Origin of the sequence: Margalitia sp. FSL K6-0131, from assembly GCF_038008735.1 — a bacterium.
GTDB classification, from domain to species: Bacteria; Bacillota; Bacilli; order Bacillales; family Bacillaceae_C; genus Margalitia; species Margalitia shackletonii.
Genome location: NZ_JBBOZS010000001.1, coordinates 3,828,130 through 3,852,754 on the forward strand (window position 1 = coordinate 3,828,130; position 24,625 = coordinate 3,852,754).

Below are 24,625 nucleotides of genomic sequence, written 5' to 3' on the forward strand. Positions count from 1 at the left end.
CTTAGGTGAAAATGAAATGACAGCTATTAAGTTGTTTGCTGATAGTGCATGTGATTTACCACTCGAATTTTTTGAAGAAAATAATGTGACTTTAATTCCACTCAATGTTTACATGGATGACAAGGAATATCTAGATATTAAAACTATTAATCCGAAACAGATATTTGATGGAATTCGTTCAGGTAAGGTTCCGAAAACCTCCCAGCCATCACCGGAGGTATTTGAGCAGGTATTTACTGATCTTGCTAAATCAAAACAAACAGGGATATACATTGCTTTTTCTTCTGCATTATCAGGAACTTACCAAACAGCTGAAATGGTGCGTGGACAAGTATTAGAGGAGTACCCCGATTTAGATTTAACGATCATTGATTCCAAGTGTGCTTCAGTCGGCTATGGACTCGTTGTAAAGAATGCTGCCAGTATGTTAAAGGCAAATGCAACAAAAGAACAAATTATTGAAGCTTCCATTTTTAACAGCCAACATATGGAGCATTTATTTACAGTAGATGATCTAGATTATCTCGCAAAGGGCGGAAGATTATCGAAAGCCTCCGCGTTTTTAGGCGGACTCTTAAATATTAAACCGCTTCTTCATGTGGAGGACGGAAAGCTTATTCCACTTGAAAAATTAAGAGGAAAGAAAAAAGTACTTCAGCGGATGCTTGATTTGATGGGGGAAAGAGGCGAGCGACTACAGGATCAATGTATCGGAATTTGCCATGGGGATGATGAAGAAGCTGCTTTGAACCTAAAGAATTTAATTGAAGAGCGTTTTGGAGTAAAAGAGTTTTATATCAATATCATTGGGTCTGCTGTTGGCTCTCATGCTGGACCTGGAACATTAGCGGTTTTCTTTTTGAATAAGCGCCGTTAGCTCATAAAATTCTCCTGCCTTGGTCATATTAAGGATGTACAATTTGAAGGGGGAAATCATCTCATGTCGCATACATCTGATAATGATAAAAAAGCACAAGACAACAATGCTCTAAGACACGAAAAAAATATGATGCGAGAAAAAAATCGCAAGGCTGGAAAACACCAATATTCAAAGAAAACCAATCACTTGTAAGACAGGGAACATTCCTTGTCTTTTTTTATTTATCGTGATTACCGCAAAAAAGTTGTTTCCCTCCATTCGTTTGTCTATAATATTGTTAATATTACGTAACGGTGGAGGTTAATTATGTCAAAAGAAAGCTCGTTTGATATCGTGTCCCAAGTTGATTTTTCGGAGGTTACAAATGCGATAACGCAAGCGTTGAAGGAAATCCAAACACGCTATGATTTTAAAGGAAGTAAAAGTGATATTAAACTAGATAAAGAAGAACTTGTTCTAGTTTCCGATGATGAGTACAAATTGGGTCAAGTAAAGGATGTATTGTTCAGCAAATTAATTAAACGCGGTGTACCCGTGAAAAATCTGGATTACGGGAAAGTGGAAAATGCTTCAGGAGGAACTGTCAGACAACGTGCAAAGCTGATTCAAGGCATTGATAAGGAAAACGCCAAAAAGATTAATACTATTATTAAAAACAGTGGAGTTAAGGTAAAAAGCCAAGTACAGGATGACCAAGTTCGTGTAACTGGAAAAAGCCGTGATGATTTGCAAAAAATTATTGCAGCAATAAGAGAAGCAGATTTAACAATAGATGTACAGTTTGTAAATTACCGATAGAAACAGGTGGGTCCCACCTGTTTTTTTGATGCAAGAATTCACTCATAACTATTTCCTATATGTAAAGAATAATGGAAGATTACATCTAGGATGGAGTTGAAATGATGAGTACTGGACAAAATCAACCGAAAAAAACGATGCCGAAACAACATCAAAATACACAGCCGGGTACTGAATCGAAGATGAATCCTTTGCCAAAATCTATGAATCCTGGTTATAAGGGGAGCGGAAAATTAGCTGGAAAGACAGCGATTATTACAGGTGGGGACAGCGGGATTGGCAAGGCTGTTGCACTCTATTTTGCTAAAGAAGGCGCCGATGTTGCCATTTGTTATTTAAACGAACATGACGATGCGAAGGAAACATTAACGCTGATTCAAAAAGAAAATCGGGAATGTCTTCTTATCCCAGGAGATATCGGTGATGAACAGCATTGCATGGATGCAGTAAAAAAAGCGGTAGATCAGTTTGGAAAAGTAGATATTCTAGTGAACAACGCCGCAGAACAGCACCCACAGCAAAGCATTTTGAATATAACAGCTGATCAATTACAAAGAACTTTTCAAACGAATATTTTTTCATTCTTTTACATGACAAAAGCTGTCCTTCCCCATTTTTCAAAGGGAAGTGCAATCATTAATACGGCTTCCATTACAGCATATCAAGGGAATGAGCAGTTAATCGACTATTCGGCTACAAAAGGTGCAATTGTTACCTTTACTCGCTCATTAGCTCTCTCATTAGTACAAAAAGGAATTCGCGTGAACGGTGTTGCTCCTGGACCTATATGGACCCCGCTTATTCCTTCTACATTCCCTGAGGAACAAGTCGAAACATTCGGTGGAAATGTGCCGTTTGGAAGACCAGGACAGCCATATGAGCTTGCACCAGCATACGTTTATTTAGCATCAGAGGATTCCAGCTATGTAACGGGGCAGATGATTCATGTGAATGGCGGAACGATTGTAAATGGATAAAATATAGAATGAAAAAGAGGTTACCCTTAAAGTGTATAAACACTGAAGACAACCTCTTTTTCTGTTATTTAATTGGCATTTCGTTTTCCCCTTTTCTTCGCAGCAATAATAAAAGCAAAGAAAAGAACCCAAACAATGACTAATACGCTGATGAAGCCGAAATTAATTCCCGTTTTATCAACCACTCTGTATATTTCTGAGGTTTCCCGTTCGAGAACAAGCTTAAATTTACCATTATCTGTCCGGATAATTCCGCCTTCCAAAAGTCCGTGCAATTCTTTATCCCCTTTAAACTGGGAAGCATCAATGGAAATACCTTGAGTGGAATTTGTGTTATTGATTGCAACGATGTTGATATCGCCCTTATATTCCCTTTTATAAATGGTCATTCCATTTTTATCATAAAGCGGTGTGAATGTCCCTTTTACCAGTGCCGGGTTTTTCGCCCTTAAATCGGAAATTTGCGTCATATAGTCCATAAGGTCCTTATCCGCGCGGAAATTCATCATTTTGCGATTTTCAGGTGCATTTCCGCCATCAATCGCGATTTCTGATCCATAATACATAACAGGCATCTCCGGCTGCGTATACATATACGTTAATGCAAGCTTCCATCTTGTGCCTGGATATTTATTAGCGTTCACCATGTCACGTGTAAAGCGCGTCATATATGGATTATCAAAATAAATTGCATTTATTGTGTCTGAATTATATGTATGTTTGTTTTTCTTCAATATATCCATCAAAGACGTTGCAGACTCATTAATATTTGAGAATGCATTTCGCAATGGCTGATTCTGAGGATTATCATAAAAACCATCAAATCCAGCCTGTTCGTATGTTTTGATCGTCTTGACATTGTTAGTATGGACATCGCCCAGTAAGAAAAAATCTTTGTTCACCGATCTAACTGCAGAATTGAAATCCTTCCAAAAGCTGATTGGTGCATCTTCTACATTACTTAAATAATAACCATCGATGCCCGTTTTTTGTACCCACCATTTTCCTGCTTTAATAAAGTATTGGTTCACATCCGGGTTATTTTGATTTAAGACAATCATGCCATCTTTGGTTTTCCCTTTTAACCAATCGCTTTTTGTTGGATCCTTAACCCATGGATGATCAGGACTTATTTGATTTGTTACAAAATTAAGCATGACCTTCATCTTTTTCTTATGAGCTTCTTTCACAAGCTGCTGAAATTTTTTCATGGATCCGTAATGTTCGTCCGTTTTAAAGAAGTTGGTTATTCGATCACCGGCATAGCCATTTGAGTCATTATCGAAAATGGGATTTAGTAAAATGGCTGTAAAACCTAAATCTTTTATGTAGTCGAGTCGGTCGATAATCCCTTGAAAGTCGCCGCCTTGAAAACTTAAATCTTTTTTTGTATTCGTGTTGTAATCATTAGAATCGTCCCCATTATTAAAGCGGTCGACGATTAAATAGTACACATTTTGACTCTGCCAATCTCGTTGCTCTTTTCCCGCAGCATTCGCAGGTACTGCACAAAAAATGAGCAACGGAATGATGCAAAATGCTAAAACCTTTTTCAACATACCCCGTTCCTCCTAAAAAATAGCCTCATGAAATAAGATTATCCCTTAATAGTACAGATAGTCAAACAATTCTAAAGTTAATTCTTAAATATCTACATATTCTTTGACTTTTATTTGACCACAAGAGAAATAGAGGTATGAATTACCCTCGCTTTGTCAACAAAGAATATATAGCAAGGTTGACGAATGGAGGGTAATCGATGGACCAACAGCAAAGAAATCATCTAATCAAAAACCAAAATCGTGCCTTTATCACCGGGAGTATTGAGAACATCAATGATCAGTGGGTTTTCTTTGATGAAGAAACTGATGAAGCGTTTATGCTGGAGCAATATTCCTTGCAAGAGGTAGAAATCTTCCATAGGCATCAGTGGTTGAGAGGTATATTAGAGGAGGATGGAAAAATCACTTTGCCTACTTCCACTCTTTTCCTCCAAGATAAAATGAAAATTAGAATACGAAAACAAATTACGTTTGCTTTGGAAATATTATTAAATGAACTCACGGACGATGTACTATTTTATTTTATTTATAACCTGAACCTATTGGACTTCTCCATTTATGATTGTATTTATGGTCATAATCAATTATCCTATCTTGATGAAGAGGAAAACCGAAACGGCGTTAATTTTTTGATATTCGACAATGGAGAATGCATTTGCAATGTACAGCATCATTTTACATACGAACAAGAGTGCCAAGATCGTTTTGAATTTACATTAAGTACAGGGAAAAGAACGATTGTTGAAAAAATCTCAAATTTATAAAAAACGTCTATCTCAAGATAGACGTTTTCGCTATTTTTGACCAATATAACGATAATTTTGCAGCCACTCTTTCATTCGGGCAGAATCCATTGGTTTTTCAATTAAATACCCTTGGATATAATGGCAGTTCATGTTCTTTAAAATAGCAAACTGCTTATCTGTCTCGACGCCTTCTGCAATAACCTCGAGTCCAAGTCCTTGCCCCATCGTCATAATAGAATGAACAATAGCAAAATCCGGGGTTTGAACATCTAAATTTTGTATAAATGATTTATCTATTTTTAATAGATGAATTGGCAAATGGCGTAAATAACTTAGGGATGAATATCCAGTTCCAAAATCATCAATCGATATTTTTACCCCAATATTCCGCAGGGCATGCATTGTATCAATCGTTTTAATGGAATCATTCAACATTACAGACTCAGTAAGTTCAAGATGTAGATATTTGGAATCCAGGTCAGAATAAGCCAGAGCATTTTTTACATCTTCTATGAACCATCTATTTTGAAATTGCGAAGCGGAAACATTAATAGAAATACTAGCATCTGTCAACCCTTCATTATGCCACTCTTTCATTTGTTTGCAAGCTGTTTTCAGCACCCATTTTCCTATTGAATGGATGAGTCCAGTTTCCTCTGCGAGCGGGATAAATTCAAATGGTGGGATAATTCCCCGTTCCGGATGCTTCCACCGAATTAACGCTTCGCAGGATTTCATTTGATGACTTGAACTGTCAATAATCGGTTGAAAGGTAAGAAATAATTCATTATTTTTTATCGCCCTTCTTAATTGACTCTCCATCTCCACACGATGAAGTGTTTCCTGATTCATTTCATCGGAGAAAAAGACCATTCCATTTCCACCTAGTAATTTTGCTCGACTTAAGGCTATATCAGCATTTTTCAATAAATGCTCACTCTGATCACCGTCATAAGGATACATGCTAATCCCAATGCTTGCACTGAGAAAAAATTCTTTCTTTTGATAAGAAAAAGGCTTCTCCACCAGCTTTAATAACTGTTTTCCGATTTGAATGATCGCTTCCGGATTTGATTCCTTCGTTAATAAAATACTAAACTTGTCACTAGTAAATCTACCAAGGTAAGCACCATTAGAAAGTTCATTCTTCATCCTAATTGCAAGCTCTTTTAATATTAAGTCCCCTGCATAATGCCCTAAAGTGTCATTCACCATTTTAAAGCGATCGATATCCAAAAAAAGAATAGCAAGAGCCCGCCGCTTCTTCTTTGCCCTTCGCAGCATTTCTTCCAAAATTTCATTAAATTTTGTTCGATTAGGCAATCCTGTTCCTTCATCATAGTTTGCCAGCTGCGAAATTTTCTCTTCAAATCTTATATTTTCGCTAATGTCCCTCCCAATTCCGAATACACCTACACATTCACCATTCACCATAACTGGGATATTTTTAATATGAAAAGACTCTATTCTGTCCATTTTAGTTTTTATACTTACCTTATAGTATTGTATTTTTCCACCTATTGTTCGGCGAAAATGACGTTGTACCTTTGGGATATCATTATCCGTAACTAGCCTTATTGAACTTTTTCCCTTTAGTTCGGCCGACGTATATCCTATTGCTTTTTCAAAGGATTGATTTACACTGGTAAAATTACCCTTTAAATCCAGTGTGTAAGCTACATCCATATTATTTTCATATAAAGCATGATAGTAGGCTTCCAAATTCCTGGCATTCTCTTTGTATATTTTAACATCCTTTGCCGTTTCATTGACAAGATTTGTTAATGCTGTGATGGAATATGTTGCAGCGGGTATTATAAATGGATTCTCTGGCATCAGCTTATTCACTGCATTTGATTCGGATATCGCTAAATAAATAGATGATGGTGATAATGGTTTAGGCTGATTTTTCGATCGATATCCAATATCATCATAGCAATAAAAATCTGTTACAGGAGCATTCTGTTTTAAAACTTCTCTATTATACTTAATTAGATGCTCCATGCCATCTATTTTATAAGCACAATGAAAAGCAAGAATGGTGTCCGCTGGCTTTTTTTTCAGCCTTTTTAACCCCTTTTGAGAGGTCGAAAATAGTTCCTCCAAATTTTGAATCGCAAATGATATCCTGTCCCCTTCTATAACAGGGATAGATAATTCAATCGTACTTGCTTCATAGACATTACGAATAAAAGCAATGTGTTTTCTTTCGTTTCGATAGATTAAAAATGGAATATGAAAGCTTGAACTAGGGAGACGCTGAATAAACGGTTTCCCCAAGTACTGTTTCAATATATGTAGAGACTTCTTTCCGTTTATTTCATATAATAAATTTCCTTTAGCTTTTGTAACTTTAAAAGAGAAGCCGATTTCTGACCACTCTCCATTTTCCATTGTTTCAATTAGCAAATCCTGATTATCAAATAATAGAAACACTATTCCATTATTCACTATTCCTTTATCCGTGAATAAATAGGAATTATCCTTTATTAGATCAGAGGTATTACAACCAATGATGAAGACATCGGGGTTCAGCCTGTGAAAATCATCTAATATAATGTCAATATCCCCTAATTTCTGATTGGTAAATAGCTGTATCATCTTCGTTTCAGAGGTTACATATTCTGCGGTTATTTTTTCCACAATTGCTAGCAAATCTATATTATTGTTCATTTCAAGAATTACGGAATGGACTTTTGTTTTCTCATAGGTGGTGAAAGTGATCACAGGCTTATCGGAGAGAATAGTATTATGTAATATCTTCTCAGCAGAACTACATCCCACAATTACAGCTTGTGGAAGTAAATGCTTAATAGATGTAATTAGATTCCCGATTTCTGTTAAATCCATTTTACCGGCGGATATGTGAACGCATAAAACAGGATACTGCGGAAGTTCGTTTTCTTCGATAAATGACTGGAGCTGAGATTGATTTTCGAATAAAGACTGAAACGATTTTGCCAAATTGCTCACCACCTTGACTTGACAATAATTAAAATATTCATACTATTATTATTGTAATATATTTGTAATATATTGTCGATATTTACCCAAAAATAAAAGCCGCTCATTCCAGAGCGACTTCCTCTTTATGCGAATGGATGCCAGCCCATTGGCAGCCTTAATCCAATATAAAGTACAGCTAGAAATAGTATGATAAACAACACCCATAAAAGTCCGGTACCTTTTTTATTCACCGTTCTTACTAAAATCATTTCCATTAATACGACAACAAGTAATCCAACAAGTAATTTAACACCGTATAGTCCCGGATTTATGGATTGGTTATTGAAGAACAGTAACGCACCAGTAATAATAACTAAAATGTAGAATAGGCGAACTATCATATGAACGATTTTTGCTGCCTTTTCTCTACCAGCCTTATGTAAAAGCAATGCCACGATAAAAAGAATAATCGCAATGACCCAAGTAGTGACATGGGCATCTGTACGAGTAAGCATTTTTTAACCTCCTAACATTTTTTTATTAATAAGCATTATATGACTCATCCAATATTATCATAATGCCAGATCAATAGATATATTTTACAGATTATTTTACCACATTTGTCAAAGTTCCTATTCCTTCAACTGTTATATCGATTCTGTCTCCAGATGCTAAAAATTTCGGAGGATTGAACCCATTTCCTACACCTGCTGGCGTTCCAGTAGCAATAATATCACCTGGTTCCAGCGTCATTCCCTTTGAAAGTACAGAGATAATTTCTTCGACTGGAAAAATGAAATGTTTTGTATTAGAATTTTGGCGGACTTCATCATTCACCTTTGTAACAATATTTAATTGATTCGGATTTTCTATTGCAGAATGATGAACAATCCAAGGTCCCATTGGGCATGTTCCATCTAAGCTTTTACCGATAAAATATTGATTATGACGCTTTTGAATATCGCGTGCAGTTACATCGTTAATTATCGTATAGCCAAATACATATTCAAGCGCTTCATCCCTGCTTATACTTCGTCCTTTCTTTCCAATTATGACAGCTAACTCACCTTCATAATCTAATTGATTGGTAATTTCACTATGGGATTCTACCTCTGATAAATGACTGGTAACGGTAGTTGGCGCTTTCGTAAAGACAATGACATTCTTAGGAATATCTGCCTCACTCCCCATTTCAATCGCATGATCACGATAATTTTTCCCTACACACATTATGTTTTTTTGAGGTTTCGGGATTGGGGAAAGCCACTCAATGGAATCCACATTTTCATAAAAAGCGGATAAATCTTCTTTCTCCATTAATTCCTTCATATTCATAATAAATTGGTCGCCTTTTTCAATTGCCTCTAGTATGGAGGCAGGTAACGATGGATGGTCATTTAATGCTAACTGAGAAACATTTAATATATCTCCCGTGCTCTCATTCAGCACTCCAAATTGTTCCTTGTTTTCTTTTTTAAATGTTAATAGCTTCATACTATTTCCACCTTTAATTTTATTATTTTATTGTTAAATATTCTGCCTTTTTCAGTGAATTCCTCTATTATTTTTTCCCGTATGTTACCATACGCCATACTTTCTCCAATGGACCATATTGAAACTTTATAAACCAAATTTCCGCTAAAATCACTTGAATAATATAAATAAATATCCCTATCATTACACAGGATAGCAGAGTAAGCCCTCCATACAAGCCAAGTCCATAATGATAGAAAATCAGCGACCCTACAATCGATTGAACTAAATAAATCGTCAGAGACATTCTTCCTGCCGCTGCTATTGGCCGTAAAATTTTTTCACAAATACGATTCGTCATCAGCAGAACAATGAAAGCCACAATCGCAAAACTAAAAATCGTTCCCCCAATTGATTGTTGTACAAGCTTAAAAGCAAGATTAGAATCAATTATTACTGGCAAGGATTTTAAAAAGATTCCTACGATAAAAGATACGATAAAAAGGAACAACCATTTCCGCTTATGTGTTTTTGCATTTTGTAGCCATTTCATTTTAGAAGCACCGGCTCCAATCATCATTAAGGGCAAGATAGAGAAAACGGAGAAAAAAAGATTGGATGATCCATTTACAGCTGTCCAATCTTCCACCCTTTGCTTCGTGATTTCCCAGTAGCTTCCTGTGGTATACGCGTTGAAAGCTTTATTTACGTTCGCAATATCTGCATACATTAATGTCGTATTCGGATCGATTAGCGCATTTACCAATATGTATAAAATGAACAATAAATTTGGAATCAGAAAAAGCATAATACCGCTGATCATAAGCACTTCTCCTGATAATTCTAATAAAACCATTAACAGCATTCCGTATATTGCGTAATTTGCCAATATATCGCCAGACCAAATTAAAAAGGCATGAAGTAACCCTATCAATAACAAGAATAGTAACCTTTTTATATATATTTTTGAAAAGGTTAGTCCTTTCTCCTTTATTCGATCACGTAAAATACCGCTTCCGTATCCAAACATCATCGCAAAGATGGGATAAAAGCTTGATTGAAATATAATTTCAACCCACTTGTAAACCGCTGCATCACCATCCTTCCACCATTCGTATGGATTATAGTATAGGACAGGCGCATTAAAAGAAATTATATTTACAATCACAATTCCCAAAAGACTGATTCCTCTTAATACATCTAAAGTGGAAATTCTTTTTTCTTTATGTAACGGTTCCATTTGCAACTTCATATTTTTACCTCATGCATTATTATTTATTCACCATTCCATTTTACAACGTGATGTACATTTAGGCTAATTAATCACCTTTCATTAAATCACTCATATGATATGGAATATAAGTGAAATGCCTATTTCTACGCAATAAATTTAAATCAAAAGGATGTGAACGGTGATGCCTGGATTTGTTGGTGCCGTTCAAATTATGAATATTGGTTCGAGCGGTGTATTTAATATTGGTGATGTATTTCAAATTATTCCAAACGCATCTGTTAAAACGTTTGCTGGCGCGGGATCATTTAACACAGGAGAAACGTTAACGATTCAAAATCAGCAATCGGCGACTAATACATTTGACATAGACGGATTAGATCAAGGAAATTATTTGAATTTCTAATCACAAAGTAAGGGCCTTGTTCATCGGCGTGCAGATTTCGTAGTCGCAGGCGAGACCAAGGGAATCACAGCGAGGCAATTCACGAGTCAATGTTGACTTATCGTAGGGAGAAGACGCAGAAATCCGCCAACCGATAGGCTCCGAAGCTAGATAAGGACTACACCAGTCAAATAATTTATATAAAAACATTTTAATACAATTCTATACTTGCACAAAAAGGTGGTACCCATGAAAATTTATTTACAACAAACCATTCAAATCCGCATGATAAAAATCGGTGGTATTTCCAATTCTTCCGTTTTTCAGATTGGGAGTGCAGGGATCATTAAACCAGCTTCCTATTTATATAATACTGGAGGTTTTATTAGACCTGCTCCGACTCCCGGCACAGCAACAACTACTGGAGGACAGCCCACTACATTTGTGGTACCATTTCAAACTTCCGGAGGGCCTAGATAAAAAATTGCTTATAGAAACACCTTACCGTCTTAGGGTTGATTTCATTATACATCCTTTATTTTTTTAAAGGGATAAATATTGATAAAAAGAGAGGTTATCACAATGGTAGATATTCATGCATATATACAACAACTTTATCAATATATCCATCATCAAGAAAAAAAAATATCCCGATTTGAAAAAATGCTGAAGGAATTGAAAAAAGAGGTGGAAGCTTTAAAAGAAAAGCCTCCCATTAATGTGGAAAGATTAGAATATAAATTTGATCAATTAAAAATTGAAAAATTGGATGGTACTTTAAACATCGGATTAAATCCAGCAGACTTAACGGAAACCATTGAGGATATGGATATACCTCAAAATAATCCGCATAACCCACCAATAGTATCTGACCCCGATTTTAGACAAGAACTAATAAGTAAACTAAATCATTATGCAGGAAACGATATACACATGGTTATTAATGACACTGAACAACAATTAGGAATGACACTGGATCAGCAATATCAAGATTTTATTATTGATGATCTCCAGAAACAAATTCCGCAAAGAGTGGATCATTATCTTAATATCCTGGCCGGGCAAAATCTTGGTAATACATCCAAAGAAGATTTATTAAACCAAGTTTATCAAAAAATGAAGGCTGATATAGATCAGGCAGTCTTTATGTTTATCTCCAAGCTTCCAAACAACTTGAATGGAGGAAATTCGAATGGAACTTAATGTTATTAATCGAGAATTACATGTTGAAAATATTGAAATTATCGGGATTGCCAGCTCTTCCCTTTTTATTATCGGAGATGCAGAAAGTATTCAGCAGGCCTCCACATTTGATACACCTGCAGAATCGCTTATTATTGGACCTTTCGTGCCATTTACTCCAAGAGGATAGGGGAAATGGAGGGAATTAGAAGTTCTGTCGTTCAAGAATGTAAAATTAATGATGTCGTTTTTAGCTCGAATGTTCATGTAGGAGATACCACTCATATTAAAGCAAATTCGAGAGCCTTTGCCGTCCAGCGCGAGGAAGAATTATTTTTTGGATTTGAAGCTCCTTTTGAGGATTTCCCCATTTTTAGTGAATTGATACCAATTCCTCCTATCACAGAAAATATACAATTTCACCGTTATAACATTGACCCTGTAATTAAAGTTGATCGTGTAAGAATTATCGGTATATCCACCGCTTCTCTTTTTCAAATAGGCACTATTGGAGATGCTTACCTAGAAGCAAGAACACACCATGTTCGTCAGTTAAAAAGCGCTCCTGAAAGTTGAACGTCCTGGAAACTTTCCGCATAGTATGTGGAACATGAAGACTAAATGAAAAAAGGATGTTTTTCATGCCTGCAATTATCGGGCCATTACAGATTGTCAATATGAGCGGCGGAGTTACGCAATTCGGAGATTCTGCCTTTACTTCTCCAAAATCAAATACAAAAATATCCTCCGGTTCCGGAGCTTTTACAACAGGAGTAATAGTCATTAACAATAATTTTCTCAGCTTAAATAATACATTTAATTATTCAGTACTTGACCAACCAATTATCGGAAATAATTAAAAAGGCTTTGTCACAAGTGATCAAAGCCTTTGTTTTTTCGTGGGAATGGGGGACAGGTCCCCTTATCCCAACTGTAAGAGATGGCCGCCGTCGAAGAAATAAAGATATTTGCCTTTTACGCACTTTTGTAAAATGTCCTGCAGGGCTTTTTCATAAAAATCGAGCTGCGTTTTATATCTTTTTTCCAAAACAGGCTTTGCCTCCTCAAAACCACCTTTAAATCGGTCATAAATTCCGTCTGTTTTATAATCAAGCAAAATAATATGGTCCTTTTCTTCTATCAAACAGTCGATAACCCCTTGAATCAGGATAGACTCATCCTTTAATGTATGATCTTGATACATTTCAGAAGCAGGTACTGCTAAACTGAAAGGAACCTCCCTTTTTACCATTTTCGATTTTAACATTAGCTGTCCTAGCTCTGTTTCAAAAAATCGAACGACATTTTCCGGCTCCACCACACTAATTTGGTCACTTGTGAGAAGCTCCTTTTTCACCATGTCTTCGAGTAGTATTTCAATGGAATGAATCGTCGGCATTTCATGTAATGGTACATGTTGCATTACCATGTGCAATACCGTCCCCTTTTCAGCTGGAGAAAGTTTCTTCTCCCGCATAAATCTCGGACGTCCGGATATTGGCTTTTCAAAAGCTTTCACTACTTCCGAACTAGAAGCATCGTCGCGAACCTCATACATACGTTTCACTTCCGAAACGGACTGTTTCGAACGTCTAATTGTGGAAGCAGCATGGAAATAGGACCAATCCAACCTTTTGTAAATTTGTTCTTTATTTTCCGTCTGTATGCTCATAGCCTCTCCATGTTTCACCGTTTCTTTCCAATTCAACGATTCAGCCTGTACCGTTTCCATTTGCATGAATTCTTTTTTTGAATGAATCATAATTTTCCATTTTGATGGATGGTTCCAGATTTCCTCTACCAAACATTCCTTCCCATCAGCAAGTGGTGAATCATGATGACGAACTAATGCAGGTCCTATCCAATCAATATAGGATGTTGCTCTTGCTCTTACGTCATCCTTCAACAGCCAATCAACATGTAATCCATTCTTTTTCCATTTTCCAATCGATTTTTGAGCACTTTTTAAGGTGCTGACTAAATATAACTTTTCCTTTGCCCTCGTTAATGCGACATAAAGAACACGCATCTCCTCGGATAAAGTTTCCAATTTTTTCTTTCTTTTAAAAGCAAGCTGAGGCAATGATGGATAGGTAATTCTTTTCTCAACATTCATATACTTGCACGCAAATCCAAATTCTTTATCAAATAAATACGAATGCTGTATATCCATCATGTTAAATTTTCGCGATAAACCGGCAACAAAGACAATTGGAAATTCTAACCCTTTACTGGAGTGAATGGTCATCATTCGGACCACATCCTCCTGTTCACTTATTGCTCTTGCAGCACCAAGATCATTTCCTTTTTCTTGCATTCTTTCGATAAACCGCAAAAATCGGAATAAGCCTCTGAAAGAGGTTGACTCATATTGCCTAGCACGATCATATAAAGATCTCAGATTTGCCTGTCGTTGCTTCCCTCCAGGTAATCCACCGACAAAGTCATAAAAATGAGTATCCCGATATATTTGCCAGATTAAGTCAGTTAAGGCACCCACCCTTGCATTATCTCGCCAAATACTTAACTTTTTGGTAAAGCGGTTGAGCTTTTCATATATCTCTTCCGTTTCTTCTGTCGGCCTCTCTTTTAAAAATGATACAAGCGCTTCATAATATGTCCCTTGCTTTGAATGAATGCGAATCGTTGCTAATTGTTCCTCATCTAACCCAACAATAGGAGATCTTAACACTCCTGCAAGAGGAATGTCCTGAAATGGGTTATCAATCACTTTCAACAAAGACATAACAATACTCACTTCTGTTGCTTCAAAATATCCCGTTGAAAGATTTGCATATATCGGGATTCCAGCTAACTTAAACTCCTCCATAATTTCTGGGGCCCACGACATGGAACGAAGTAAAATAACAATATCCCGATATTGAATTGGTCGATAGGTGCCCGTTTTAGGATTGAATACTTCCTTTTGTTCACTTATTAGTTTCTTAATTTTCTGCGCCATGAAACGCGCCTCAAGCTGAGATTTCTCTAAATCTATTTTATCAAACTCATCATTCATTTCCGTGTACTCTTCCGAATCATCGCCTTTACTATCTTCCAGATCTATAAAAGCCAATTCTATCGGATATTGGGAATCTTCCGGATATGAAGCGCCCTTTACAAGCTCGGCTTGAGGATCATAATTTATTTCCCCAACATTTTCCCCCATGATTTGTTTAAAGAGATAATTTGTTCCTGCCAATACCTCTTGTCTGCTTCTGAAGTTTTTGGACAAATCGATTCTTAATCCTGTGTTTTCTCCCGACGGGGAAAATCGGTTATATTTATTTAAAAAAAGGTTCGGCTCAGCTAATCGAAAGCGATAAATGGATTGTTTAACATCGCCAACAATAAATAAATTTCCATTTTCGTCCCCTACACGAGTGACAAGTTTCAAAATGGTCTCCTGTACCATATTCGTATCCTGATACTCGTCCACTAACACTTCTTTAAATTGGTTGCGATAATCAAGCGCTGCCTCAGACGGCTCTAAGGTCTCTCCTGTTTCTGTCATTTTTCCTAATATGCCAAGACAGTAATGCTCTATATCTGTAAAATCCACCATTCCTTTTTCCATTTTCATTTGCTCAAACTTTTTGGCAAATTCTTTTACTGTCAAAACGAGGGTAAAAATAACATCTTTCATCTCGCGCATATCTTTTAAGAAATACTCAGGTTTACGCGAAAACAGTTCATCACGAATTTTCTCTATTGTTTCTTTCGCTTTTTTTCTTAGATCATCCGCTTCTTTTACTAGGTCTTTGTTATATTCATCGCCTTTACATGGCTTTGCCCGCCCGAATGACCAATTATTCATTGCTTCATAAAGCTGATTCCAAGAACCGCCAGTCACTTTCAAGATTTTACTTATGACTTCAATATCATCCAAATAGTTTTCCGCTCTAGGCGCAGGGCCCCCGGGCAGCTTCGTCATTTCATATGCTTCCTCGAGCATTCCTTTAGCTCCTTCAAGTTGCAAGGAAATATCAAAACGAAGTGCTTCCATAAACGGAAGTTGATCAATATCCATGTCCTCTGAAACATCATACATTTCTACTAATTGATCGAGCCATATATCCGGATTTGGGTGAGACCGTGAAAAATCATACAATTTGCAAACTAATTCCTGCAACGCAGCATCACTGCGGTCATTGGTAAAAGTATCCACTAGATGGAAGAAAGCCTCATTATTTTCTTTTCCATACTCCGTTTCAAATAAGTCGTCTAAACATTCGTCCCGAAGCAGCTCTCTTTCTGTTTCGTCGGCAATTCGAAAACCCGGGTCTATATCTATTAAATAATAATATTTGCGAATAACCTCCAAACAAAACGAATGCAGTGTGGAAATAGAAGCCCTGTTCAACAATGTCAGCTGTCTCCTCAACCTGTTTGAGGTCGGATCGATTTCTATTTCCTTCTCCAACGCTTCACCAATACGATGACGCATTTCTGCAGCAGAAGCGTTCGTGAACGTTACTACTAGTAATTGATCAACATCAATCGGATCATCTTTAGCGATGATTTTTTGAATGATTCTTTCCACTAGTACAGCAGTTTTGCCAGATCCGGCTGCAGCGGCAACTAATATATTTTGATCCTTTGCCATTATGGCCTTCCATTGATCATCCGTCCAAGTGGAATCTACAGGCTTAATTGGAATAATTGTTTTCACCACTCAAAACCTCCTCTCGAATTAAATTCAGCAAATCATTAGGCTTTTCTGGTGTTAAAATTCTGTATTGGTTATCGTCTAAAGATTGATCAAATTGGCAAACGGATTTATACGAACAAAATTCACAAGGTGTTCGTTTTTTCAATTGATATGGATTTATATCCACAACACCGGAAGAAATGGCATTCCCTGATTTTTCATAAAGATTTCGAACATAGTTGTGAAGGATTTTAAAATCCTCTTTTCCAGCAACCTGTGATCGAGCTGATAATGTTCCATCCTTTTTTAACTCTGCAGATACAATTTTTGAGGTGCCGCTTTCCAATGATTGATCCATTAATTTAACCACGTTTGCATCGTCTAGCATTAAACCCTTCATTTTAAAGCTCTTGAAAATCTCTTCTTCTATTTCCTCCAGTGTTAAAATTTTATTGCTCTTAACAATCGGATTATGGAGATGGAAATACAATACTCCGGCAGGTACACCATCTGTACCTACTAAAGTTTTGGAGTTTGTCACTACAATATCTAAATAGGTAAGCATTTGTAATGCCAGTCCATAATACACTTCTGTCAGGTCCAGAGTTCGAGCGCTTGACTTATAATCAATTACTCTTAAATAAACCCCATTGTCATCCTCTGCTTTATCAACACGATCAATACGCCCCTGCAATTCCATTTTTGTTCCATTCCTCAGCGTAAAGGTTAGAGGAGGCAATTCAGACTTAGCGCCGAAATCAAGCTCCATCCCAATAGGTACAAAGCCGCTTTGCTTCGATTGCTGGCTTAACACAAGGGAAGCACGTCCAATTACTTGCTCAAGCTTTCGTTTAATATAATGATGGCGGTTAGAGCTAAGAAGGATTTGATGCTGGAGCTTAGGAGCCAAATATGCAACCGCCTCTTTAGCTAAAGCATTACATTGATCCTTTGTTAAAGAAGACCATGATAATCCGTGCTTCCTAATCTCATCGGATATCCATTTTAATGCACCGTGAAATAAATCACCGATATCAGGTGCTTCCAATTTATATATTTGTCTTTCTCTCAGTTTCAGTCCATGTGTAGCAAAGTGTGAGAACGGACATCCATGGAAAAGCTCCATCCTTGATACGCTTGCTAAAATTTTATCACCATAAAGTTCCTTAGTTGTCTTTTCCGTTATCTGCTTAGCTTTATTTTGATAAAAAAGGCTCGATAAGATATGGACCGTTGGCTGTTTCCACTTTGCACTCTTTATATAGTAGTTATAAACATCCCACCAAAAATCTGGTACAGAGTACCCGCGTTTCTTTTGCTGCAGCTGTGAAGTTAAAAAGGCAATAGCTGTATTTGGATGAGAGACATATTCTAGCTGTTCTGAGAAATTTATTTCAGATGGATCATTCACAACTACCGTTTCCTGTGCATTCGGAAAGAGCTCCTTCATTCTTTTCAAATATGGTGATGGCAATAATGCTTTACCTTCTTCATTAGCTAAGGGATAGGACAAGTACAAATAATTGGAAGGTGTCGTAAATGCTTTATAGGCAATAAACTCCTCATCAAGAAGCCTTGTTTTGCTGCTAGGTGCTATCTTAATTCCATTTTGAAGCAAGGCTTCACGATCTGAGTCAGCTAATATTCCTTCTTCACTCATTCTTGCCGGCATTACCCCATCATTAAGACCAATAACAAATGCTGCTTTTATATCTGAAAGCCGAGATAATTCAAGGTTCGCAACAAGAACTTGATCAATTGCAGGAGGAACGAGTGAAAACCTCATAGCCTCTAATCCGGCATCCATTATGAGAGCAAATTCCTTTAGGGAAATGCTTTCCTCTCCGAATATATCAACAAATTGATCAATTAAATCGATAACGGCGTTCCAAGCTTGATCATGCTCTCTGGCTGATACGAGATCGCCTTTTTCTTCCGCTAGGACACAGAGTTTTTCTAGTTTAGCAGGGATATCAAGCTCTTCTAAGTAGAGAAATAGGGCTTCACAGAGCTCTTGTCCATTTTTCGCATTTTTTAACCGTCTGGATAATCGATTTATAGGTGCTGAAATAAATAAACGCAATTCATTTAGCTCATGTTCCATCTGTTTTTCCGCATCTGTTTGGGGAACATTTTCTAATTCAAGCCCCCTGATTCTTCTGTATACCCATCTTTCCTTGCTTACCCACTTATTACCTTTTATCCCATAAGCAATTACATAGTTTTCAAGACGGTCCATTTTTTCTCGGAGGTCATGATGATTACTTTCTAATGGGAACAGCAAATCGGTTTTTACTGCGCGAAACACGGACTCATAGCGCCAATTACTATTAATAGTTTCTATAGTTGAACGAATCAATTCTATTAAAGGATGGTGAAACATTGGTCTCTTTTGATCAATGAAATAAGGAATTTCATAGTCATAGAAAACCGTCTCCATCACATCCTGGTAATCTTGTCCGTTCCGAACTAGAATAGCAAAATCCATATAGCGATAGCCTTTTGTCCTTACTAGCCTGCGGATTTCTCGTGCAATCCCCTCTATTTCCGCCCGGCGGTTAGCAGAATGGAAAATACGCATCTTTGTATCCTCTAAGAATGGTCTTGCTGGCCTTTTCTCAAATACAGATTCTAAGTACTGGATACTCCTATTTTCATAGCGATGTGGATAAGTAAGAAGAACATCATCCTCTACCCCTGCCTGCACATCCAGCGCCATTTTATAGAGTGTATGATATGCCTCTCCAGACATACGGAATAAATGTAATTCATCCGGTTCCTCCGTGCGAAATGACTGGTCAAGTGTTAAAGCAATAGAAACCCGTTTACAGACCCTCATCAATTGGCCAATCACCATATATTCTTGCGGGGTGAAGCTGTGAAAACCATCAATATATATTTCTGCATCTTGCAGATAAGTAGATTTTTCAATAGATTCCGCTAATAGCCTCATATAGTCTTCCGTATCTAGATACTTTCCCTGTAATGCTTCTTCAAAATGGTGATATATCAACTCTAAATCATGTAATTTATCCTTCAATGAATTAGGTGCTTCCTGATTTTCTATTGCAAGTTCTTCCGGCTTAATACAATATCGTTTGAATTCCGTTAACATCGTTTCTACATGTTCAATGAAACCTGTCTTATCTGCTGCTCGTCCAAAAAGCTTCAAGTGGTCCTTCTTATCCTCCACTATTTTGCGAATAAGCATATTGAGGCCGGCACTAGAAATATGCGTTCTGCTGATACCGCCAGTTTCTTGTAAAATTCGCCAAGCCAACCTCGTTAAACTAAATACTTGAGCTCGAATCATCCCCTTTAATCCCGGGGTATTAATGAGACGATATTCCGATAAGAATGTCATCTGATCCGGAACAATATAAATAAGCGGATTTCCACTAGGGGATTCTTTAAGATTTTCCGTTATTTCATCCATAAAAAGCTTCGACTTTCCCGTACCAGTACGCCCAATCACAAAACGAACAGACATATTTACTCATCTCCTCTCAAAACAAACCGTTCCTAGATATGTATCTATTATAATATAATCATCCGCCAATATTTGAGAAAAATACTGGATATAATACGTATCAGAACATATATTCTTATTAATAGATTACTATTTTTCCTTTAAAACCACAATAATAACAGAACGATCATGAAGTATCGATTTACCTGCTTTGCTGCTAAAAAGAGGATCGCTTTAACCTATTCAATGTTTTTTCAAAAAGAAAAAGTAGCACAACCTTTCATGCTACTTAATTTGATACCATTTACATTTATCATATAATTTTGTTTTTCCGATTCCTAATAGCTTTGCTGCTTTTTGCTTATTTCCGTTTGTAATTTTCAAGGCTTTTAAAATAGCTTGTTTTTCCACAAAGGCTAGTGTTTCTTTTAATGGACGAACAGTTTCGATTCCATCTATATTATTTTGACTATTTTCATTATGTAAAACCTGATATCCATTCATATAGATTTGATCGTCTTGTAAATATAATGGGAGATGTTTCATTTCTATTTTGTTGGTACCCTCTAAAACATTAATGGCACGTTCCAGCACATTTTCTAATTCGCGTATATTTCCCGGCCATTTATGGTTCATAAGTTTGTTTAAAACTTCGAAAGACATTTCCACCCCTTGCCGATGGAATCTATTTTCTAGTTTTCTTAGGAGATTTGTTGCGATTGCGGGTATATCATCCTTTCGATTTTTTAAAGGCGGAATCTCAATTCTTATCACATTTAGCCGATAGTATAAATCTTGACGGAATTTACCCTCTTCTACCATTTTCTCTAAATTTCGGTGAGTTGCAGCGATAATTCTTACATCAATAAATATCGGTGTTTGCCCGCCTACCCGTTCGATTTCTTTTTCTTGTAAAACCCGAAGCAGTTTGCTTTGCATAGCTAATGGCATATCACCTATTTCGTCCAAAAAGATAGTTCCATAGTTTGCTAATTCAAATTTCCCCTTTTTTCCTCCTCTTTTCGCTCCCGTAAAAGCGCCTTCCTCATATCCAAATAATTCTGATTCCAGCAGATGTTCAGGTATGGAAGCGCAATTAATACGGACTAATGGGAAATGCTGCCTTGGACTATTTTGGTGTATGGCATGGGCAAATAATTCTTTGCCGGTTCCCGATTCTCCTATTAATAATACAGCTGAATGATTGACCGATATTTTTTCAGCTAGCTTTTTAGATTTTATAAATTCGGGGCTTGTCCCAATTAAATCAGAGAATGTATATTTACTAGTTAACCCTTTTTCAAAATTGTTTTTATAATAGTTTAGTTCATCGAGGATTGGCTGGATTTTCTTCGAATACTCCCACCACTCTTGAGGATTTTTAAACATTACAGTTCCTACGGCGCCAACTAATTCTTCCTCTATATACAAAGGATAGCGATTTGCAATCATTTCACTGTTATTGATAGGCTGAATTGCGGCTAATTCAGCCTGACCAGTTTTCGCTACAATATGCATTCGTGAGTTTTCGATAATATCCTGTACCGGTTGATCCGTTGCTTTCTCAATTGTTGTTCCAAGAAATTCACAATAAGCTGGATTAATATAACGAATAATACCGTCGCGATCAACAACGACAATTCTTTCAGCTGCAAGATTGACGATTTCATCCAGCCACTTAAATGGAAGTCTGCCGATTCCTAAATTCATCGTATTTCTCCCCATCCGTTCAAGATTTTATATTAACTATTATAGCAAAGGAGGGGAGAATTTTTTTATTTTTCAAATTTTCACTGTACCGTATAGCCACCATCTAGTACAACCGCTTGACCTGTCACCCCTCTTGCTTTCTCACTTACCAAAAAGGCTGCATAATCCGCAATTTCAGAAACGTCTAACAGTCTTTTTTGCGGGACTAGCGGAAAGATTACTTCTTCAATTACCCTTTCAAAAGGGACATTTCTCGTATTGGCTAAATCTTGCAGCTGATTGCGAACCAACGGGGTATCAACATAACCGGGACATAAGGCATTAACAGTAATTCCGTATTCCGCTCCCTCCAACGCTGCTACCTTCGTAAGACCAATCACCCCATGCTTCGCACTATTATATGCTGCTTTACCGCTGAATCCAATTAATCCATTTATTGAGGCCATATTAAGAATCCGCCCAAATTTTTGCTTTTTCATAATCGGAAATACATGTTTAATAGCTGTAAAAGGGGCAGTTAACATTATTTTAATCATTAATTCAAATTTCTCTGTAGGAAACTCTTCTAACGGTGAAACATGCTGTAAGCCGGCATTATTGACAAGAATGTCTAGTCTGCCAAATTCCTTTATCGTTTGGTCAAGTGCATCGGTTAATTTCTCTTCATTTGTTACATCGCATGGAAAAGAGGTGGCGTAGTATCCTTGATCTTTAAGTTTTTGAACTGCTGTATCGCTCTTTTCTTCATTTAAATCTGAAATAACAATCTTAGCACCTTCACGTGCAAAGGTTTCCGCAATTTCTAAACCAATTCCACTAGCTGAACCAGTTATAAAAGCGACTCTTCCAGATAAATTATTTTCCACTGTAGCTCCTCCTTAAGATGATTAATTTATTTGAAATTTTCTATTAGACAAGACCAGTTATACTATAAAGTGCGATAATAAAAAATACTGCAAGTGTTTTGATAATCGTGATAGCAAAAATATCTCGATACGATTGTTTATGTGTTAATCCTGTTACGGCTAGTAAAGTTATAACTGCTCCGTTATGAGGGAGCGTATCCATACCGCCTGATGCCATTGCGATGACACGGTGCATTACTTCTGGCGGGATATTAAAATGGGCGATTGCTGCGTTATATTTATCTGCCATCGCACTTAGCGCAATTCCCATCCCTCCGGAAGCGGATCCTGTAATACCTGCTAATGTAGTCGTAGTAACGGCACCATTCACTAATGGATTTGTAAAAGTATGTGATATTCCGTTGCTGATTAAAGTAAATCCCGGTAAGGCAGCGATGATTCCGCCAAATCCATACTCTGCACCAGTGTTCATGGTTGCTAATAATGCCCCGCCAATGCTGGTATTAAGTCCTTCTTTAAAATTAGTCTTCACTTTATTCCAATCGTAAAGAATGGTTGAAATAATCCCAACGATCAATGCCATTTCTACCGCCCAAATGGCCGCAACCGCAGATACATCAACCGTTCCAAACGCCTTCAAACCGATAGCGGAAAAATCAAAACCATTAGGATACCATTTTGGAATGAAAATGGTAAATACTTTATTCATAACTCCTACTAGTACTAATGGAACAAAGGCCAGTATTTGACGGGCAACAGATGTGTTTGATTGTAAATCAGGCATCGAATTAGGTTCATATGCTAAAGGAGAACCAGATTCCTTCGCAGCAGCTAATTCTTCATTCTTAAAACCTAAATAGCCTTCCCCAGCTTTTTCTGCTTTCTTTCTTCGAGATTCCAAATATAAAAGACCTAATATTATGACAAAAATAGATCCAATAATCCCTAGGGTTGGCGCCGCATAAATATCGGTTTTAAAGAAAGAGGTTGGAATAACATTCTGAATTTGCGGTGTCCCTGGTAAAGCATCCATCGTAAAGGCAAAAGAGCCGAGTGCGATCGTACCTGGAATTAAGCGCTTCGGAATATTGGCTTCGCGAAATAAATGGGCTGCAAATGGATAGATGGCAAAAACAGCAACAAATAAGCTTACTCCGCTAAAGGTTAAAATGGCTCCTAAAAGGACGATAGCAAAAATAGCTCTTTTTGCTCCAACGATCTTGACGATTGTTTTTGCAATGGATTCGGCAAGTCCGGACATTTCGACCACCTTTCCAAAAATGGCGCCAAGTAAAAAGACAGGAAAATAATTTTTGATAAACCCAACCATTTTTTCCATAAAGACATTAGAAAAGAACGGTAAAACATGACTAGGATCCGTTAATAAGACAGCAAACAACGCACAAATCGGAGCAAATAAAATGACCGAAAAGCCTCGGTACGCAACAAACATTAAAAGGCCGAGTGCTAAAAGAATAATAATTATTTCCATCAGATATCCCCTTTTTAAGTTAAATTTTCCCTAAGATTCGTGATTAACAGCTCTTCAGAAAGCGATTACATTTCAGTGATACATTCACCTCCACTGCTTAACTCCCAGCTCATAATTAATATGCAATTTTTATGCCAATCGTAAAATTCAGGGTGAAATATGAGAATAATTATTATATTAGGTAAAAGGATCGTTAAAGATTCCGAAAACTCGGAAATTTGACAGAACAATTATTCCGTATTCCCGGAATTATTCCA

Annotated in this window: 21 protein-coding genes; 11 read left to right on the top strand and 10 right to left on the bottom strand. The window is 37.0% G+C overall.

Features of this window, described 5'->3' with window-relative positions; translation table 11 throughout:
* Positions 1-16: 16 nt before the first annotated feature.
* The 4 genes from NSQ59_RS18830 to NSQ59_RS18845 all read left to right on the top strand — a co-directional run bounded on the left by NSQ59_RS18830 (position 17) and on the right by NSQ59_RS18845 (position 2,655).
* Positions 17-877: a DegV family protein gene (locus NSQ59_RS18830; protein ID WP_126647997.1), complete on the top strand. Its 861-nt coding sequence runs from the start codon at positions 17-19 to the stop codon at positions 875-877.
* A gap of 63 nt (positions 878-940) precedes the next feature.
* A complete protein-coding gene (locus tag NSQ59_RS18835; RefSeq protein WP_083489385.1) occupies positions 941-1,072 on the top strand; it encodes a DUF3941 domain-containing protein in 132 nt (43 codons plus the stop codon).
* Positions 1,073-1,186: 114 nt separating this feature from the next.
* Positions 1,187-1,678, top strand: a complete 492-nt coding sequence (locus tag NSQ59_RS18840; RefSeq protein WP_055740801.1) for a YajQ family cyclic di-GMP-binding protein — start codon at positions 1,187-1,189, stop codon at positions 1,676-1,678.
* Positions 1,679-1,782: 104 nt separating this feature from the next.
* Positions 1,783-2,655 (top strand): SDR family oxidoreductase, encoded by an 873-nt coding sequence (locus NSQ59_RS18845; protein WP_055740802.1) that lies wholly within the window; start codon positions 1,783-1,785, stop codon positions 2,653-2,655.
* Positions 2,656-2,723: 68 nt separating this feature from the next.
* Here NSQ59_RS18845 and NSQ59_RS18850 read toward each other — a convergent pair whose 3' ends face one another.
* Positions 2,724-4,214, bottom strand: a complete 1,491-nt coding sequence (locus NSQ59_RS18850) for an alpha-amylase family glycosyl hydrolase (protein ID WP_340832413.1) — start codon at positions 4,212-4,214, stop codon at positions 2,724-2,726.
* 200 nt (positions 4,215-4,414) lie between these two features.
* Here NSQ59_RS18850 and NSQ59_RS18855 point away from each other — a divergent pair, with 200 nt between their 5' ends.
* The gene (locus tag NSQ59_RS18855; RefSeq protein ID WP_340832414.1) at positions 4,415-4,981 is read left to right on the top strand and encodes a DUF2777 family protein; all 567 of its coding nucleotides are present in this window, start codon (positions 4,415-4,417) and stop codon (positions 4,979-4,981) included.
* 30 nt (positions 4,982-5,011) lie between these two features.
* Here the strand turns inward: NSQ59_RS18855 and NSQ59_RS18860 are convergent, their stop codons facing one another.
* The 4 genes from NSQ59_RS18860 to NSQ59_RS18875 form a co-directional block, all read right to left on the bottom strand.
* Entirely contained in the window at positions 5,012-7,927 is a 2,916-nt protein-coding gene (locus NSQ59_RS18860) for an EAL domain-containing protein (protein ID WP_340832415.1), read from the bottom strand.
* Between the two features lie 125 nt (positions 7,928-8,052).
* Positions 8,053-8,424 carry a YisL family protein gene (locus NSQ59_RS18865; protein ID WP_055740806.1) on the bottom strand — a complete coding sequence of 124 codons (372 nt, stop codon included), beginning with the start codon at positions 8,422-8,424 and terminating at the stop codon, positions 8,053-8,055.
* Between the two features lie 91 nt (positions 8,425-8,515).
* Positions 8,516-9,403 carry a fumarylacetoacetate hydrolase family protein gene (locus NSQ59_RS18870; RefSeq protein ID WP_340832416.1) on the bottom strand — a complete coding sequence of 296 codons (888 nt, stop codon included), beginning with the start codon at positions 9,401-9,403 and terminating at the stop codon, positions 8,516-8,518.
* A gap of 67 nt (positions 9,404-9,470) precedes the next feature.
* The gene (locus NSQ59_RS18875; RefSeq protein WP_083489386.1) at positions 9,471-10,634 is read right to left on the bottom strand and encodes a DUF418 domain-containing protein; all 1,164 of its coding nucleotides are present in this window, start codon (positions 10,632-10,634) and stop codon (positions 9,471-9,473) included.
* A gap of 163 nt (positions 10,635-10,797) precedes the next feature.
* On the opposite strand from NSQ59_RS18875, the gene NSQ59_RS18880 reads away from it, so the two are divergent.
* The 6 genes from NSQ59_RS18880 (at position 10,798) to NSQ59_RS18905 (ending at position 13,040) form a co-directional block, all read left to right on the top strand.
* Positions 10,798-11,019 carry a spore germination protein gene (locus NSQ59_RS18880; protein WP_055740808.1) on the top strand — a complete coding sequence of 74 codons (222 nt, stop codon included), beginning with the start codon at positions 10,798-10,800 and terminating at the stop codon, positions 11,017-11,019.
* Between the two features lie 228 nt (positions 11,020-11,247).
* Positions 11,248-11,478, top strand: a complete 231-nt coding sequence (locus NSQ59_RS18885) for a spore germination protein GerPB (protein WP_055740809.1) — start codon at positions 11,248-11,250, stop codon at positions 11,476-11,478.
* 102 nt (positions 11,479-11,580) lie between these two features.
* The gene (gerPC, locus tag NSQ59_RS18890) at positions 11,581-12,201 is read left to right on the top strand and encodes a spore germination protein GerPC (RefSeq protein ID WP_055740810.1); all 621 of its coding nucleotides are present in this window, start codon (positions 11,581-11,583) and stop codon (positions 12,199-12,201) included.
* Positions 12,191-12,370 (top strand): spore gernimation protein GerPD, encoded by a 180-nt coding sequence (locus NSQ59_RS18895; RefSeq protein ID WP_340832417.1) that lies wholly within the window; start codon positions 12,191-12,193, stop codon positions 12,368-12,370. Before gerPC ends, NSQ59_RS18895 begins: the two co-directional genes overlap by 11 nt.
* A gap of 5 nt (positions 12,371-12,375) precedes the next feature.
* Positions 12,376-12,756 (top strand): spore germination protein GerPE, encoded by a 381-nt coding sequence (locus NSQ59_RS18900; RefSeq protein ID WP_340832418.1) that lies wholly within the window; start codon positions 12,376-12,378, stop codon positions 12,754-12,756.
* A gap of 65 nt (positions 12,757-12,821) precedes the next feature.
* Positions 12,822-13,040 carry a spore germination protein gene (locus tag NSQ59_RS18905; protein WP_126647988.1) on the top strand — a complete coding sequence of 73 codons (219 nt, stop codon included), beginning with the start codon at positions 12,822-12,824 and terminating at the stop codon, positions 13,038-13,040.
* A gap of 62 nt (positions 13,041-13,102) precedes the next feature.
* On the opposite strand, the gene addA is transcribed toward NSQ59_RS18905, so the two are convergent.
* From addA to NSQ59_RS18930, 5 genes are all read right to left on the bottom strand, one after another.
* Positions 13,103-16,852 carry a helicase-exonuclease AddAB subunit AddA gene (gene addA / locus NSQ59_RS18910; RefSeq protein WP_340832419.1) on the bottom strand — a complete coding sequence of 1,250 codons (3,750 nt, stop codon included), beginning with the start codon at positions 16,850-16,852 and terminating at the stop codon, positions 13,103-13,105.
* Positions 16,830-20,321 (bottom strand): helicase-exonuclease AddAB subunit AddB, encoded by a 3,492-nt coding sequence (gene addB / locus NSQ59_RS18915; RefSeq protein WP_340832420.1) that lies wholly within the window; start codon positions 20,319-20,321, stop codon positions 16,830-16,832. Before addB ends, addA begins: the two co-directional genes overlap by 23 nt.
* Before the next feature lie 264 nt (positions 20,322-20,585).
* Positions 20,586-22,010, bottom strand: a complete 1,425-nt coding sequence (locus NSQ59_RS18920) for a sigma-54 interaction domain-containing protein (RefSeq protein ID WP_340832421.1) — start codon at positions 22,008-22,010, stop codon at positions 20,586-20,588.
* 80 nt (positions 22,011-22,090) lie between these two features.
* Positions 22,091-22,876, bottom strand: a complete 786-nt coding sequence (locus NSQ59_RS18925; RefSeq protein WP_126647985.1) for a 3-hydroxybutyrate dehydrogenase — start codon at positions 22,874-22,876, stop codon at positions 22,091-22,093.
* A gap of 43 nt (positions 22,877-22,919) precedes the next feature.
* Entirely contained in the window at positions 22,920-24,368 is a 1,449-nt protein-coding gene (locus tag NSQ59_RS18930) for a GntP family permease (protein WP_055740818.1), read from the bottom strand.
* Positions 24,369-24,625 lie beyond the last annotated feature (257 nt).

Bases quoted from the DNA above. Each gene is read 5' to 3' on its own strand.
- NSQ59_RS18830 (WP_126647997.1), top strand. From the start codon at position 17: ATGACAGCTATTAAGTTGTTTGCTGATAGTGCATGTGATTTACCACTC.
- NSQ59_RS18835 (WP_083489385.1), top strand. From the start codon at position 941: ATGTCGCATACATCTGATAATGATAAAAAAGCACAAGACAACAATGCT.
- NSQ59_RS18840 (WP_055740801.1), top strand. From the start codon at position 1,187: ATGTCAAAAGAAAGCTCGTTTGATATCGTGTCCCAAGTTGATTTTTCG.
- NSQ59_RS18845 (WP_055740802.1), top strand. From the start codon at position 1,783: ATGAGTACTGGACAAAATCAACCGAAAAAAACGATGCCGAAACAACAT.
- NSQ59_RS18850 (WP_340832413.1), bottom strand. From the start codon at position 4,214: ATGTTGAAAAAGGTTTTAGCATTTTGCATCATTCCGTTGCTCATTTTT.
- NSQ59_RS18855 (WP_340832414.1), top strand. From the start codon at position 4,415: ATGGACCAACAGCAAAGAAATCATCTAATCAAAAACCAAAATCGTGCC.
- NSQ59_RS18865 (WP_055740806.1), bottom strand. From the start codon at position 8,424: ATGCTTACTCGTACAGATGCCCATGTCACTACTTGGGTCATTGCGATT.
- NSQ59_RS18870 (WP_340832416.1), bottom strand. From the start codon at position 9,403: ATGAAGCTATTAACATTTAAAAAAGAAAACAAGGAACAATTTGGAGTG.
- NSQ59_RS18875 (WP_083489386.1), bottom strand. From the start codon at position 10,634: ATGAAGTTGCAAATGGAACCGTTACATAAAGAAAAAAGAATTTCCACT.
- NSQ59_RS18880 (WP_055740808.1), top strand. From the start codon at position 10,798: ATGCCTGGATTTGTTGGTGCCGTTCAAATTATGAATATTGGTTCGAGC.
- NSQ59_RS18885 (WP_055740809.1), top strand. From the start codon at position 11,248: ATGAAAATTTATTTACAACAAACCATTCAAATCCGCATGATAAAAATC.
- gerPC (WP_055740810.1), top strand. From the start codon at position 11,581: ATGGTAGATATTCATGCATATATACAACAACTTTATCAATATATCCAT.
- NSQ59_RS18895 (WP_340832417.1), top strand. From the start codon at position 12,191: ATGGAACTTAATGTTATTAATCGAGAATTACATGTTGAAAATATTGAA.
- NSQ59_RS18900 (WP_340832418.1), top strand. From the start codon at position 12,376: ATGGAGGGAATTAGAAGTTCTGTCGTTCAAGAATGTAAAATTAATGAT.
- NSQ59_RS18905 (WP_126647988.1), top strand. From the start codon at position 12,822: ATGCCTGCAATTATCGGGCCATTACAGATTGTCAATATGAGCGGCGGA.
- addB (WP_340832420.1), bottom strand. From the start codon at position 20,321: ATGTCTGTTCGTTTTGTGATTGGGCGTACTGGTACGGGAAAGTCGAAG.
- NSQ59_RS18920 (WP_340832421.1), bottom strand. From the start codon at position 22,010: ATGAATTTAGGAATCGGCAGACTTCCATTTAAGTGGCTGGATGAAATC.
- NSQ59_RS18930 (WP_055740818.1), bottom strand. From the start codon at position 24,368: ATGGAAATAATTATTATTCTTTTAGCACTCGGCCTTTTAATGTTTGTT.